10 protein-coding genes are annotated in these 13,691 nt (G+C 65.5%); 2 read left to right on the top strand and 8 right to left on the bottom strand.

Translation table 11 applies throughout. The features are described 5' to 3' along the window. Window positions 1-58: 58 nt before the first annotated feature. Window positions 59-2,800, bottom strand: coding sequence for a TonB-dependent receptor (locus KVP70_RS04185; protein ID WP_217940835.1), 2,742 nt, complete (start codon window positions 2,798-2,800; stop codon window positions 59-61). Window positions 2,801-3,205: 405 nt separating this feature from the next. Here KVP70_RS04185 and KVP70_RS04180 point away from each other — a divergent pair, with 405 nt between their 5' ends. Beyond that, the gene (locus KVP70_RS04180; protein WP_020705423.1) at window positions 3,206-3,961 is read left to right on the top strand and encodes a GntR family transcriptional regulator; all 756 of its coding nucleotides are present in this window, start codon (window positions 3,206-3,208) and stop codon (window positions 3,959-3,961) included. 20 nt (window positions 3,962-3,981) lie between these two features. After that, a complete protein-coding gene (locus KVP70_RS04175; RefSeq protein WP_263011139.1) occupies window positions 3,982-5,292 on the top strand; it encodes a glycoside hydrolase family 18 protein in 1,311 nt (436 codons plus the stop codon). 118 nt (window positions 5,293-5,410) lie between these two features. Here the strand turns inward: KVP70_RS04175 and KVP70_RS04170 are convergent, their stop codons facing one another. The 7 genes from KVP70_RS04170 to KVP70_RS04140 form a co-directional block, all read right to left on the bottom strand. Then, window positions 5,411-6,715, bottom strand: a complete 1,305-nt coding sequence (locus KVP70_RS04170; protein WP_217940834.1) for a hypothetical protein — start codon at window positions 6,713-6,715, stop codon at window positions 5,411-5,413. A gap of 107 nt (window positions 6,716-6,822) precedes the next feature. Beyond that, window positions 6,823-7,944, bottom strand: coding sequence for an ABC transporter ATP-binding protein (locus KVP70_RS04165; RefSeq protein ID WP_217940833.1), 1,122 nt, complete (start codon window positions 7,942-7,944; stop codon window positions 6,823-6,825). 4 nt (window positions 7,945-7,948) lie between these two features. Further along, entirely contained in the window at window positions 7,949-9,250 is a 1,302-nt protein-coding gene (locus tag KVP70_RS04160; protein WP_217940832.1) for an MFS transporter, read from the bottom strand. Between the two features lie 25 nt (window positions 9,251-9,275). Beyond that, the gene (nagZ, locus tag KVP70_RS04155) at window positions 9,276-10,778 is read right to left on the bottom strand and encodes a beta-N-acetylhexosaminidase (protein WP_217940831.1); all 1,503 of its coding nucleotides are present in this window, start codon (window positions 10,776-10,778) and stop codon (window positions 9,276-9,278) included. Further along, window positions 10,775-11,578, bottom strand: coding sequence for a carbohydrate ABC transporter permease (locus tag KVP70_RS04150; protein WP_229224587.1), 804 nt, complete (start codon window positions 11,576-11,578; stop codon window positions 10,775-10,777). Before KVP70_RS04150 ends, nagZ begins: the two co-directional genes overlap by 4 nt. An 8-nt stretch (window positions 11,579-11,586) precedes the next feature. Then, window positions 11,587-12,456, bottom strand: coding sequence for a carbohydrate ABC transporter permease (locus KVP70_RS04145; RefSeq protein WP_217940829.1), 870 nt, complete (start codon window positions 12,454-12,456; stop codon window positions 11,587-11,589). Further along, entirely contained in the window at window positions 12,456-13,631 is a 1,176-nt protein-coding gene (locus KVP70_RS04140) for an ABC transporter substrate-binding protein (RefSeq protein ID WP_229224586.1), read from the bottom strand. Before KVP70_RS04140 ends, KVP70_RS04145 begins: the two co-directional genes overlap by 1 nt. Between the last annotated feature and the right edge of the window lie 60 nt (window positions 13,632-13,691).

Here is a 13,691-nt window from a genome sequence, read left to right as displayed (position 1 = left end):
GGAGCGGCCGTGGCGGGAACAGACTACACAATGAAACGGTTACCGCTTACTACCCGGATTAATACTTGATATGCAGGCCAGCGTAGTACTGCGCGCCGTTGGCATAGAAGCGTGCCGGTTGATCCTTGTTGAAGATGTAGTTCTTCAGGATCGGGTTGTTCAGGTTCTGGCCACTCAACGTCAGCACGATGTTCTTGCTGATGTTGTAGTTGAACGAGGCCGACACGGTGCCCGATGCGTCCTGGTACAGCGGCGTGCCGCGGTCCTGGGCCGCCAGGAAGGCCGAGCGCCATGCGTAGCTCAGGCGGACGTTGAACTTGTCGTTCTCGTAGTACGCGCCGGCGTTGGCGGTGGTCTTCGAGGCGCCCAGCATGTCGCATGGATCGCCGGAGGTGGCGGTCTGCATCGCCGGGCAGGCGCCGAAGTCCAGGTGCGAGTCGGCGAAGGTGGCGTTGGCGTCGAAGCCGTAGCCCATGCCGACCGGTACCTGCGCCGCCAGTTCGATGCCCTTGACCTTGGCGCCGACGTTGATCGGCGAGGTGATGCTGTAGGTCGCGAACACCGGCTTCTTCTGTTCCTGCGAAGCGCGGCTGTCGATGAAGGTGCCGGTGCTGACGCCGTAGCCGACGTAGTCATGCAGGTCCATGTAGAACACGCCGGCCGACAGCAGGGCGCGCGGTGCGAAGTACCATTGCAGGCTGGCGTCCAGGTTGTTCGACTTGACCGGCTTGAGCGCCGCGTTGCCGCCGTTGCCGGTATGGGTCTCGTCGGTCAGCAGCACCGCGCCGCCCAGGGCGCCGTAGTCGGGACGGGTCATGGTGCGCGACAGGCCGACGCGGGCCACCAGGTCGGAGCGCAGGTCGAACTTCAGGTTCAGGCTAGGCAGCGGGATGGTGCTGTTGTTGTCGATCGCCGTCTTCTGCACGAAACCGCCCCATGGATAGGCTGGCAGCGTGCCGCCGACCGGCTGGTTCTGCAGGATCTGGTAGCCGTTCGAGGTGCCTTCGGTGCGCACGATGCGCAGGCCGACGTTGCCGCTCCAGCCGTCGCCTTCCATCTCGGCCTGGGCGTAGATCGCCTTGGTGTTTTCCTTCAGGTCGAACATGTCCTGGTAGTAGGTGCGCGAAACGTCGCGGTTCGAGTGCAGGTCGCCCCAGGCGTTCAGGATCGCCGGGTCCAGTATCCAGACGTTTCTAGGGAAGTCGCCGCCCAGGTCCTTGCCGAAGTTGCCAGGATAGGTGGTGCCGTTCCAGGCCGGGTTGGTGCTGCTGCCGCCAACGTCGGTGTTGGCCCAGTTCGGACCTTGCGCTACTTCGAAGTTGGCGCGGGTGTGGTGCGAGCCGCGCACGCCGAACTTGAGTTCGCGGAACACGCCGCTGTCGAGCGCGAAGGCGGCGTCGATCTGGCCATAGGTCTCCTTGTCGTCGGTGGTGGCCGGCGAGACGCCGAACACCCAGTCCAGCGGGGTGCCGGTGAACTTGGAGACGTCGATGCTAGGGAACTTGACGTTGGCCGGGCTGCCCAGGCCATTCAACTGGTAGCTGGCGCCGGAGTTGTTGACGTCGCCCTCGAACACGCCCTGGCTCGGGGTCACGCCCTTGCCCTTGGTGGAACCGGCCTTGGCGGTGAACACCAGCTTGTCGGTGGCGCGCCATTTGGCGTCTAGGTCGAAGAACTCGGTCTGGGCGTAGGCGCCTTCGCGCACGATGTCGTCGACGATGCCGTAGCGCAGCGGCTTGGCGGCCGTGCCCTTGTTGGCGAACGAGGCCGACACCAGGGTGCCGTTGCGGATCACGTAGCCGGGATCGGGCGCGACGCCGGAGCCGAGCATGCCGGAACCGTTCATGTCGGTCATGTAGTTGGTGTTGAAGTTGGACGCGTCCATCTTCGAACGGAAGTAGGTCGCCTCCAGGCTCAGGTCGCGGCTAGGCTTGAATTGCAGGTCGATCAGGCCGCCCTTGCGCTTGCGCTCCTGCTGGAACAGCGAGGAGCCGATCAGGCGCGGGAACCAGACATTGGCCAGGTCGGGATTGGTCTTGACGGCGGCGTTGGTCGGCGCGACCTGGGTCCACTGCAGCAGTTCCTGGCCGTCGCGGCGCAGGCTGCGTTTTTCCGAGAAGCCCTGCACCATCAGGCCCAGCGTGCCGGCGTCGTTTTTCCAGTTGAACAGCGCGCTCACTTGCGGATCGGTTTTTTCCGGCAGGGTGGCGTACACCGCCTGCACCGTCGCCTCCATCGAGATCGGCTGCTTGAAGTCCAGCGGATGACGGGTGCGGATGTCGATCGAGCCGCTCGAGCCGCCTTCGATCTGGTCGGCGGTCGGCGATTTGTAGACCACCACCTGGCCGACGATTTCCGACGGCAGCAGCGAGTACGAAGCGGAACGGCCGACGGCGCCGCCCACCTGGTCCAGCACGAACCAGTCGCCCGAGGCGACGGCGTGGCCGTTGATCAGGGTCTGGGTCAGCGACGGCGCGGTGCCGCGCATCGACACGCGATCGTTTTCGTCGAAGCCGCCCGAACCGGCGCCTGAGGTGGAGATGTTCACGCCAGGGACGCGTTGCAGCGAGTCGGCGACGTTCTTGTCGGGCATCTTGCCGACGTCTTCGGCGGTGATCACGTCGACGTTGCTCGACGCGTTGCGCTTGACCGACAGCGATTGCTGCAGCGAGCCGCGGATGCCGCTGACGACCACCACTTCAGGCTCTTTGTCCGCTGCGGCCTGTTGTGCCTGAGCGGTCATCGAGACGCTCAGCGCCAGGATGGCGGCTGCGGTCGCGATAGGCGTCAGTTTGGACATTTTCGTGTTATTTGAATTTTGGTACATATTCCCTCCCGTTGATGAAGGCTCCGCCGAGCCCACTGATTGTTGATGCCGTTCTTTTTACTTCTTACAAACCACTTACAAAACCAATCCAACGCCAATATACCCGTCTTTTAATACCAGATCACTACCACTTTGAAATTCTTTTTTGGAATGTTGTATGCGGCATACAGAGTGTGTCTTCGGCAACTATGTAATACCGCCGCAGCGCCGGTAGGGACCGCGCTTGTGATGATATACAACAGCCTGAAACCCAGCATTCATGCGGGTTGTGCGGGTGTTGCGAAAAATATTTGCAGATCCGAAAGGTGACGGCGGCTGTACGCTGGTCTTTTTTTGGTATTATCAATTGACAACTACAAACAGGATGCCTGCAGCGTTATGGACAGCGATACTCTGACACCACTGGTACACATCCGGGCGCACCTCAATGAGACCAGTAACCTGCCGCTGTACCAGCGCCTGCAACGGGCCTTGCGCTCGGCCATCGAGCAGCATTTGCTCAAGCCGGAGGACGCCTTGCCGGCCGAACGGCAGCTGGCGGCCGACCTGTCGGTGTCGCGCATCACGGTGCGCAAGGCGATCGACGGCCTGGTCGCCGAGGGCGTGCTGGTGCGCCGGCCCGGCTCCGGCAACTTCATCAACACCCGCATCGAGAAGAACTTCGCCAAGCTGACCTCGTTTTCCGAGGACATGCGGGCGCGCGGGCGCACGCCGCGCAGCGTCTGGCTCAAGCGCTCGGAGGGCACGGTCACGCCGGACGAGGCGATGCGGCTGCGGCTCAGTCCCGGCGCCGCGGTCTACCGCTTCCACCGCATGCGCTACGCCGACGACGTGCCGATGTGCCTGGAGTACGCGACCATCGTGGCGTCCTGCCTGCCGTCGCTGGAGGCGGTCGACGTCTCGATGTACGACGCGCTGGAGCGGGCCGGCAACCGGCCGGTGCGCGCCCTGCAGCGGCTGTCGGCGCTGCTGCTCAACGCCGAACAGGCCGCGCTGCTGCAGGCCAAGGAGGGCGACGCCGGCCTGTCGGTCGAGCGGCTCGGCTTCCTGCGCGACGGCCGCGCGGTGGAATTCTGCCGCTCCTACTTCCGCGGCGACATGTACGACTTCGTGGCGGAACTGAACGCCGGCTAACCTTGCAAGGATCTCTGCACATGCACCACCTGAAACACTGGGCCATGGCGGCGGCGCTGGCCGCCGCCATGCCAGCCACCGCCACCGCCACCACCGCCACCGCCGCGCCGGAGATCGTCGGCTACTATCCCGGCTGGAAGTCGGACGCCTTCCCGGTCACCGCCGCCAACGTCGGCGCCGGCAAGCTGACGATGGCCTTGTACGCCTTCCTCGACGTTTGCTGGGACGGCCGGCACGGCAACCCCGAGCCCTCGGTCAACTACGTGGCCGCGTGCCAGGACGCGGCCGGCGACGCCGCCCCGGCCAACGGCGCGCTGGTGTTCCGCGACGCCGCCCGGGACGGCGCCAACCTGCGCGCGCTGGTGGCGCTGAAAAGACAGCATCCGCGCTTCAAGGTGGTGGTGTCGGTCGGCGGCTGGGACTGGTCGAACCGGTTTTCCAACGTGGCCGACAGCGCGCCGGCGCGCGCCAGCTTCGTGGCCTCGGCGGTGAAGCTGATGCGGCGCTACGGCCTGGACGGGGTCGACATCGACTGGGAATATCCGACCGAGGCCGGCGTGCCTTGCGTGGCGGGCGCGGTGTGCGCGCGGCCGGCGGACAAGCAGAACTTCATCCTGCTGGCGCGCGAGCTGCGCGCCGCCTTCGACGCCGCCGGCAAGGCCGACCGCAAGCATTACAGCATCACCATCGCGGCCGGCGGCAACGCCAACTACGTCAACGAAGGGGCGGCCGGCAGCGGCTGGATCAAACAGCTGTCGCAGAGCCTGGACTGGATCAACATCATGGCCTACGACTACCACATGCCGTGGGAGAAAAACAGCGGCCACCACGCGGCGCTGGCGGCCGACGCGGGCGATCCGGTGACGGCCAGCGGCTTCCACGCGGCGGGCTCGGTGCAGCGCTACCTGCGGGCCGGCGTGGCGGCGGACAAGCTGGTGCTGGGCGTGCCGTTCTATGGCTACGGCTGGAAGGGCTGCGCGCCGGGCGCCAACGGCGACGGCCAGTACCAGCCATGCGACGGCGGCGCCACGGGCGGCGTGGACGGCGGCAATTCGTATGGTTACAGCCATCTGCTCAAGCAGGGCTACCTGACGGCGGAGGGCGAGGGTGGCCAGGGCTATCGGCGCTACTGGAATGATGCGGCCAAGGCGCCGTACCTGTACCACGCGGCGCAGCGGGTCTGGATCAGCTACGAGGACGCGGCCTCGATCCGGGAGAAAGCCGGCTACATCAAGGCGCAGGGCCTGCGCGGGGCGATGTTCTGGGAGTTGAGCAACGACGGCGGGCATCAGCTGCTCGATGCGTTATCGGGTGCCATGCGCTCGCGCTGACCCCGTGGGCTTAAGCGATACGCCAGCCGCCCCACATAGGGGTCAGACCCCGTACGGGGTCTGACCCCGCCTGGCCGTGCGGGGTAAAAAAAACCGGCGCGAGGCCGGTTTTCGTGGATTACTTGGCTTCCGCCGGTGCCGCTTTTGGCGGGTTCTGGTACATGATCCAGTAGCGCGCCAGGTCGCCGCGGCCGTCGGCGCCGCCGATGGTTTCCAGCAGCTTGACCGATTCATCCTTCTTGCCGGCGATGGCCAGCGCGTAGGCCAGGCGCAGCTTGGCGTCCTCTGGATTCTTGGCCACGCCCTTGGCGATACCTTGCTTCATCAGCTCGATGCCCTTGTCGGCCTGGCCCAGAGTCACGAAGTTGTAGCCCAGGTTGACCATGCCGACGCCGTCCTTCGACTTGGTCGCCGATTCGATGCCCTTGTCGATGTTCTTCGCGTCGTCGGCGGCGCCCTTGTTGGCGCTGTCGCGGATTTTTTGCAGCGCGGCCTTGTTCTTGTCGGCCGGGATGGCGCCCGGGTAGCCCTTGTCCATGGCGATCTTGGCTTCGGTGAAGAAGCCGCCCAGCACCGCCAGTTCGGCGATTTCCGCGTAGTCCTCGGGCTCCATCTTCGATGGCGCGGCCAGCGCCTTCAGGCGGGCGATGTCCAGGTCCAGGCGCGGCGCGTAGGATTTCTTGCCGCGGGTGCGGTTCAGCAGGTCGAACCAGTAGTCTTCGCTTGGGTAGTAGCGGGTCAGCTCTTCCACCGCTTGCAGATACAGCTCGGTGTCCTTGGTCTTGATGCCGACGTTGCCCAGCAGGTTGAGCTCGTCCTTCGGCGGGATGGCGCCGGACTTCTTGGCCGCGGCAACGTCCTTCAGCGCTTCGGCCTTGGCGGTGGCGAAATCGTCCTTGAAGAAGTAGGAGCGCACGATGAACTGGCGCTGCTTGAGCGTGTCGCCCGACTCGACGCCGTAGCGGGTGAACCAGGCGATGGCCTGGTCGTAGTCCTTGATGTTGCTGTAGTAGATGCCGCCGACGGCGTCGATGAAGCGCAGCTTGTCGTCCGGCTTGAGGCGGCCCGAGTCGATCATGCCGGTCAGCGCCTTGACGGTGCCTGGATAGTCGCCGCTGGCCTGGCCCAGTTGCACGCGCATCTGGTTGAGGATGAAGTCTTCGTACGGCGTCACGTTCGGCATCGCGGCCGCAGTGTCGATGCGGTTCTTGAATTCGGCGTAGTTCTTGGCCGCCAGCAGTTCCTTGGTCTGGGCCGGGTCGATCAGCTTGTAGATCTCCGGACGCACGGTGTCCTTGGGCGGCTCGGCCGGCTTGGCGGCTTCGGCGGCGTAGGCAGGGGACATGCCCAGCATGGCCGGTGCGGCGTTCAGGCCGATGGCGGCCAGGATCAGGCTAATACGAGCGAGACGAATGTGGGACATGAATTATCCTTCTATCAAACAATTTAGAGAGCCGGCGGGTACGCCATGCCATCGCGACAGTGTGTAAACCCGCGTATTGTTACATAAAACCGGTTCGAATTACGAATTCAAGCGTGTGTCGGCCCGCGCGCCAGCGCCCGGCCGCCGGCGTCAAACAGCAGGCAACGCGACGGCGGCAGGTGGATGCGGGTAAGGTCGCCGGCGCGCAGCGGCAGCGCCTCGGCGGCCCGCTTGACGGCGATCATTTCGCCGGCACCGGCCAGGGTGGTGTAGACGATCGACTGGTCGCCCAGGTATTCCACGTGGCCGATGCCGACGTCGATGGTGTTGGCGCCGTCGCCGGCGCCGTCGACGATGGACAGGTGCTCGGCGCGCACGCCCAGCGTGACGCGGTCGCCGCGTTGCGGGCCGCGTTCGGAACCGCCCGCGTCCACGTCGACCACGGCGCCGCCGGGCAGCAGCACGCTGGCGTGGCCGGCCGACGTGGCGATGATCTCGCCGGCGATGAAGTTCATCTTCGGCGTGCCGAGGAAGCCGGCCACGAACAGGTTGGCCGGATGGTTGTACAGCGCATGCGGCGTGCCGACCTGCTCGATGCGGCCGGCGTTGAACACCGCGATGCGCTGGCCCAGCGTCATCGCCTCGACCTGGTCGTGGGTGACGTAGATCATGGTGGTCTTGAGTTCCTGGTGCAGGCGGCTGATCTCCACCCGCATCTGCACCCGCAGGCTGGCGTCAAGGTTGGAGAGTGGCTCGTCGAACAGGAACACCTCCGGCGTGCGCACGATGGCGCGGCCGATGGCCACGCGCTGGCGCTGGCCGCCGGACAGCTCCTTGGGCCGGCGCTTGAGCAGCGGGGCGATCTGCAGGATGGTCGCCGCGCGCTCCACCGCCGCCACCACCTCGGCCGGCTTGCGGCCGGCCAGCTTGAGGGCGAAAGCCATGTTCTCGTACACTGTCATGTGCGGATACAGCGCGTAGGACTGGAACACCATGGCCAGCTTGCGCTGCGCCGGCGCGATATCGTTGGCCAGCGCGCCGCCGATGTGCAGCGTGCCGCCGCTGATGTCTTCCAGGCCGGCGATCATGCGCAGCAGCGTCGATTTGCCGCAACCGGAAGGGCCGACGAAGACCATGAATTCGCCGTCGGCGATATCGAGGTCGACGCCGTGCACCACCGGGGTTTGGTCGTAGCGCTTGACGATCTGTTGGAGGCTGACGCTGGCCATCCGCTTAACCCGCGCGCACGGCTTGCGGCGCCGGCTCTTCCTCGGCCTGCGGACGTGCCGTCATCGGAATGAGCTGCGACAGGATCGCCACCGGAATCGCGCACAGCATCACCCACACGAAGAAGTGCTGGTAGCCCAGCGACAGCTGGATGTCGCCGCTGAACAGTTTGAACAGCACGAAGCCGAGCTGCATGATGCCGGTCGAGAAGGCATAGTGCGCGGTCTGGTATTTGCCCGGCGCGACCACCTGCATCATGTACAGAATCAGGCCGACGAAGCCGAAGCCGTAGCCGAACATCTCGACGCTGAGCGCCACGCCGATCACCGACAGCTCGGTGGGCTGGAACACCGACAGCAGGTAGAACGCGACGTTGGGCAGGTTGACCGCGAGGATCAGCCACAGGATGGCGCGCTTGAGGCTGAGCCACGAGGTGAAGTAGCCGCCGGCGATGCTGCCGACCACGAAGGCCACGGTGCCGACGGTGCCGTACACGGCGCCCACTTCGGCGGTGGTCAGTCCGAGGCCGCCGAGGTTGCGCGCCTCGCGCAGGAACAAGGGGCCGATCGACTGCACCTGCGCCTCGCCGGCGCGGAACAGGATGATGAACAGGATAGCGACCCAGATGCCGGGCTTTTTGAAGAACTCGACGATCACTTCCCACAAGGTGCGGGCGATGGCGCCGGCGTTGGTGTCGGCCGTGACTTCGTTCTTCGCGGTCGGCAGCGCCCAGCTGTTGTAAAGGCCCAGCGTCACCATGATGACGGCCAGGATGCAGAAGCTGATGGTCCATGCCGGCACCACGCCCAAGGTCTTCTCGAAGTGGCCGGCCAGCAGCAGCAGGCCGCCGGTGGTGAAGAACTTGCCGGCGTTGAAGAAGGTGCCGGTCCAGCCGGCGTATTTGGCCTGGCCTTTTTCATCGAGGCTGGAGATGTACAAGCCGTCGCAGGAGATGTCGTGCGTGGCCGACGAGATGCCCACCAGCGCGAGCATGGCCATGCAGGCGGCGAACCAGAACGGCGCGTGCAGCGCCAGCGCCACGCCGCCCAGGCACAAGCCGCCGAAGATCTGGAAGCCGACCACCACCAGCTTCTTGCTGCTGGCCAGTTCGAGGAAGGGACTCCACAGGGGCTTGAACACCCAGGCGAAGCCGATCAAGCCGGTCCAGTGATTGAGCTCGTCGTTGGGCACGCCCATGCTCTTCAACATCTGGTTGGCGACGATCGCCACCGCGAAGAACGGCAGGCCCTGCGCCAGGTACAGGCTGGGAACCCAGAACTTCGGGTCGCGTATTTTTTTGTTGTCCATATTGCCTCCTCCCCTGATTGATTGCTTATGCGAAGCCGGGCACCGGTGCGTTGCCGGTCGCTTCCAGTTCGCCGCACAGCCAGCCGTTGACCGCGTCCAGCGCCGGCTGGGCGAAGCCGTAGGTCATCAGCGATGGCGACTGGATGTCGAGCGCCTGGTACGGATTCCACAAGGCCAGGTGCAGGTCCGGCTTCCAGGTGGCGCGCGCGTGCTCGCCGTAGCGCAGGCGCGAGGTCGAGGCCAGGATCGTGTAGCGTCCGTCCTGCGGCAGCGCGCTCCAGTCGAAGGTGTCGGCGTCGGCGAAGGTGGTCAGTTCGACGTCATACAGGCGGCGCAGCGAGGCGGCCACGCCTTCGGCCGGCACGCCGGCTTCGGACACGCCGTCGCTCACCACGTCCTGGCGCACCACCAGGCGCACCCGCGCGCCCACTGGCGGCCGGGTGGGCGCGCCGTAGGCGGTCAGGCTGCGGCGCCAGCCTTCTGCCATCAACTCGCGGTCGGCGGCGTCTTCCTTGTAGGAGCGCGGCTTGCAGGGATAGGCCAGCGCCAGCGACGCCAGGCGGTCCAGCCGCAGCTTGATCTCGTCCATCGCCAGCTCGCCCGAGGCGATGGCGGCGGCGATGGCGTCCAGCGTTTCGTTCTGGGTTTCGGTGGTGCCCAGCGCCATCACCAGGTCGGCGCCGGCTGCCAGCGCGCGCACGGCGGCGTTGCCCACGCCGTAGCGGCCGGCGATGGCGTGCATGTCCATGCCGTCGGTGATCAGCACACCCTTGTATTGCCATTCATCGCGCAGCAGGTCGTGCAGGATGCGGCGCGACAGCGAAGCCGGGTTGTCGGCGTCCAGCGTCGGGTAGACGATATGGGCCGTCATCATGGCGGGCGCCTGGCCGGAGGCCATGCGGAACGGCGCGAACTCGAACTGCGCCAGTTCCTCCAGCGACTTGTTCACGGTCGGCAGGGCGCGGTGCGAATCGACGTTGGTGTCGCCGTGGCCGGGGAAGTGCTTGACGCAGCAGGCCACGCCTTCGGCATGGCTGCCGGCCATCCACGCCATCGCCAGTTCGGTGGCGCGTTTCGGATCGGCGCCGAAGGAGCGCTCGGCGATCACCGGGTTGTGCGGGTTGTTGTTCAGGTCCAGCACCGGCGCGAAGTTCCAGTTGAAGCCCAGCGCCTTGACCGCGCGCGCCACGGCGGCGCCGGTGCGTTGGGACAGGTCGGTGTCGTCGGCCGCGCCCAGGCCCATCGCCGCCGGCGGCGCCGGCACCCAGGTCGAACGCACCACGGCGCCGCCCTCCTGGTCGATGCCGATCAGCGACTCGGGGCCCATGACGGCGCGCAGGTCGGCGGTCAATTTGGCCAGCTGTTCGGAGTCGGTCATGTTGCCGCGGAATAGACAGACGGCGCGGATGCCGTTGGCCTTGATGAAATCGGCGGTGGCGGCATCGAGCGCGGTGCCGGGGAAGCGGATCATGATCAGCTGTCCGGCGATCTGTCTAAATTCGCTGAGGTTGTTTTGGGTAGGGGTCATTTCACAGCTCCGTCCATGCCACGCATGAAGAATCGTTGAGTAAAGAGGAAGGCTGCCAGCGTGGGCAGGATGGTCAAGATGGTGCCGGCGGCGATCACGCGCGTGCTGCTGCCGAAGGTGCCGCGCAAATACAGCACCCCCACCGACAGCGGGAATTCGTCCGGCTTGCTCATCACGATGGAGGGCCAGATGTATTCGTTCCAGGCCTCGACCGCCGTCAGGATGCCGACCGTGGCCAGCCACGGCGCGATCAGCGGCAGCATGATTTTACTGAAGATGGTCCATTCGGAGGCGCCGTCGACGCGGGCGGCGTCGATCAGGTCCTGCGGCACCTCCTCGAAGGCTTGCTTGAGCAGCAGGATGGCCACCGCCGTGACGACGTTGGGCAGGATCACGCCGGTGTAGGTGTCGACCAGGCTCAGTTTCGTCACGGTGATGAAGTTGACCAGGAAGTTCACCTCCGACGGCAGCACCAGCGTGGCGAGGATCAGGCCGAACACCAGCTTGCGGCCCTTGAAGTGCATGCGCGCCAGCGGGTAGGCGGCGGCGGAGCACAGCGCCAGCTTCCAGAACACGGTGCAGGCGGCGATCAGGATCGAGTTGCGGAAGAAGGACCAGATCGGAATCGCCTTGAATACTTCGATGAAGTTCTCGAACGACGGCTGGTTCGGCCAGAACGTCGGCGGGAAGGCGAAGATGTTGCCCTCGGTGGAGATGGCCGTCACCAGCGTCCACCAGAACGGGAACACGCAGACCACCGCGATCGCGCACAGCAGCAGATAGTGGGTGAAGGTCTTCATCATCGGTCTCATTGGCTATGACGCGGCTTGATGTAGCGGAGGCAGAGCAGGGCGATGCCGATGCAGAAGATCGACATGACGAAGCTGGCGGCCAAGGCGCGCGGCAGCTTCAGGTGCTTGAGGCCCTGGTCGTAGGCGTAGTACAAGCCGGTGAAAGTGGAGTTCATCGGGCCGCCCTGGGTCAGCACGTCCACTTCCTGGTAGGCCTTCAAGGCGGCCAGCACGGACAGGATGGTGCAGACCATGATGGTGGGGCGTAGCATCGGCACGGTGATTCGCCAGAAACGCTGCCAGCGGTTGGCGCCGTCGAGGATGGCGGCTTCCTGCATGTCGGCGGGGACGGCTTGCAGCGCGGCCAGGTACATCACCATGTACCAGCCCAGGCCGCGCCACAGCGTGACGAACATGATGGCGAACAGCGCCAGGCTGTCGTTGGAGAGCCAGCCGACCGGCGCGCCGACCAGCCGCATCGTCATCAGCACGTAATTGAGCGCGCCCTGTTCGTGGAACATGAAGCCCCACATGATGCCGACCACCGATACCGTGGTCACCACCGGCACATAGAAGGCGGCGCGGAAGTAGCGGATGCCGGGCAGGTGGTTGTTGACCAGTACCGCGAGCGTGAGTGCGCCGATCTGCACGAAGGGCACCATCAGCAGGAAGACCAGCGAGTTTTTCAGGCCGGTGACGAACATCTCGTTGTCGAAGATGTAGCGGAAGTTGTCCAGACCGACCCAGTGGGTGTCGCGTATCAGGCTGTAGTCGGTAAAGGCCAGCAGGGAGCCGAAGGCCACTGGCCAGAACGAGAACACGGCCAGCAACGCCAGCGCGGGGGCGAGGAACAGCCAGGCGGTGAGGTTGCCAGTGCGGTTGCGCATCAGTGGCTCCGCTGCGCGCTGAGTTTCTTGTTCCAGATCGCCACCGCCTGGTCCAGCGCTTCCTTTACATCCTGTTTGCCGGTGACGCCTGCTTCGACGGCCTTGACCAGGTAGCGGCGCAGTTCGTCGTAGTCGGTGATGCCGGCCACGTACAGCGTGTGCGAATGCGGCATCGACACGGCGCCCGCCGATACGGCCTTCTCGGCCGCGCCGGCGCCCGGCGGCACGGTCATGAAGAAGGGATCGTTGGCCGCCTGCGCCATCGCCGGATAGACGCTGGCCTGCTTGGCGAACGCCAGCTGGTTGGCGTCGTTGGTCAGGTAGCGGGCGAACTTGCCGACCGCCGGCAGCAGTTTGGCGTCGACGTTTTTCGGCACGGCGAAGTGGATCAGCCAGCCGCCGTCGGCGATGCCGGTGGGGCCCAGCGGCGCGGGGGCGACGTCGGTGATGGCATAGATGTCCCTGGCGTCGCTCTGGATGCGTTTGACGGCTGTCGGTGGCGCCAGCAGCATGCCGAGGCGGCCGCCCTTGTAGGCGTCGATCGCGGCGGGGAAGTTATCTTCGGCGAACAGCGCGTCCTTCAGCAGGCCGCCGGCCTTGTAGGTCTCGGCCAGCTTTTTGATCAGCGCGATGTGGGCGGGCGAGTTGAACACCGCCTTGCCGTTCTGGATCACGGCCAGGCCTTGCTGCATCATCAGGCCGTCGATCTTGGACAGCGCGGGGCACAGGCCGGCCTTGCCGGTGCGGGCGGCGATCTGGCGCGCGAACAGCAGCTGCTCGTCGAGATCGCGCGGCGCGCGCGCGATGCCGGCGGCCTTGAAAATCCGGGTGTTGTAGGCGATGACGGCGACGTTGCTGTACATCGGGAAGCCGTAGATGTGGCGACTGAGCTTGCCGCCGAAGGTCAGGTCTTCCAGCGTGCTGGGAAGGTAGCGCGGGCGGGCGTCGCCGAGCAGGGCGTCGACCGGCGTGAGCAAACCGTCGCGGGCGAATTCGTCGGCCCAGGGCACGTTCAGGTTGACCAGCGCGGGCGGGGTGCCGGCGACGATGCGCGTCACCAGCTTGGTCTGGATCACGTCCCACGGGAAGTCGACCCATTCCACTTTCACTCCCGGATTGCCGGCTTCGTAGTTCTTCACCAGCGTCTCGAAATAGGGAGTGAATTTGGGCTTCATGCTGAAGGTCCAGAATTCGATTTTTTCCTGGGCGGCGGATGCCGGGTTCGCGCAGAGCGC

It is taken from the genome of Duganella violaceipulchra (assembly GCF_019166075.1).
GTDB classification, from domain to species: Bacteria; Pseudomonadota; Gammaproteobacteria; order Burkholderiales; family Burkholderiaceae_D; genus Rugamonas; species Rugamonas violaceipulchra.
Note: the sequence above shows the minus strand (reverse complement) of the source record. Positions and strands in the feature narration are given on the sequence as shown.

Bases quoted from the DNA above. Each gene is read 5' to 3' on its own strand.
- KVP70_RS04185 (WP_217940835.1), bottom strand. From the start codon at position 2,800: ATGTCCAAACTGACGCCTATCGCGACCGCAGCCGCCATCCTGGCGCTG.
- KVP70_RS04180 (WP_020705423.1), top strand. From the start codon at position 3,206: ATGGACAGCGATACTCTGACACCACTGGTACACATCCGGGCGCACCTC.
- KVP70_RS04160 (WP_217940832.1), bottom strand. From the start codon at position 9,250: ATGGACAACAAAAAAATACGCGACCCGAAGTTCTGGGTTCCCAGCCTG.
- KVP70_RS04150 (WP_229224587.1), bottom strand. From the start codon at position 11,578: ATGAAGACCTTCACCCACTATCTGCTGCTGTGCGCGATCGCGGTGGTC.
- KVP70_RS04140 (WP_229224586.1), bottom strand. From the start codon at position 13,631: ATGAAGCCCAAATTCACTCCCTATTTCGAGACGCTGGTGAAGAACTAC.
- nagZ (WP_217940831.1), bottom strand. From the start codon at position 10,778: ATGACCCCTACCCAAAACAACCTCAGCGAATTTAGACAGATCGCCGGA.
- KVP70_RS04175 (WP_263011139.1), top strand. From the start codon at position 3,982: ATGCACCACCTGAAACACTGGGCCATGGCGGCGGCGCTGGCCGCCGCC.
- KVP70_RS04145 (WP_217940829.1), bottom strand. From the start codon at position 12,456: ATGCGCAACCGCACTGGCAACCTCACCGCCTGGCTGTTCCTCGCCCCC.
- KVP70_RS04170 (WP_217940834.1), bottom strand. From the start codon at position 6,715: ATGTCCCACATTCGTCTCGCTCGTATTAGCCTGATCCTGGCCGCCATC.
- KVP70_RS04165 (WP_217940833.1), bottom strand. From the start codon at position 7,944: ATGGCCAGCGTCAGCCTCCAACAGATCGTCAAGCGCTACGACCAAACC.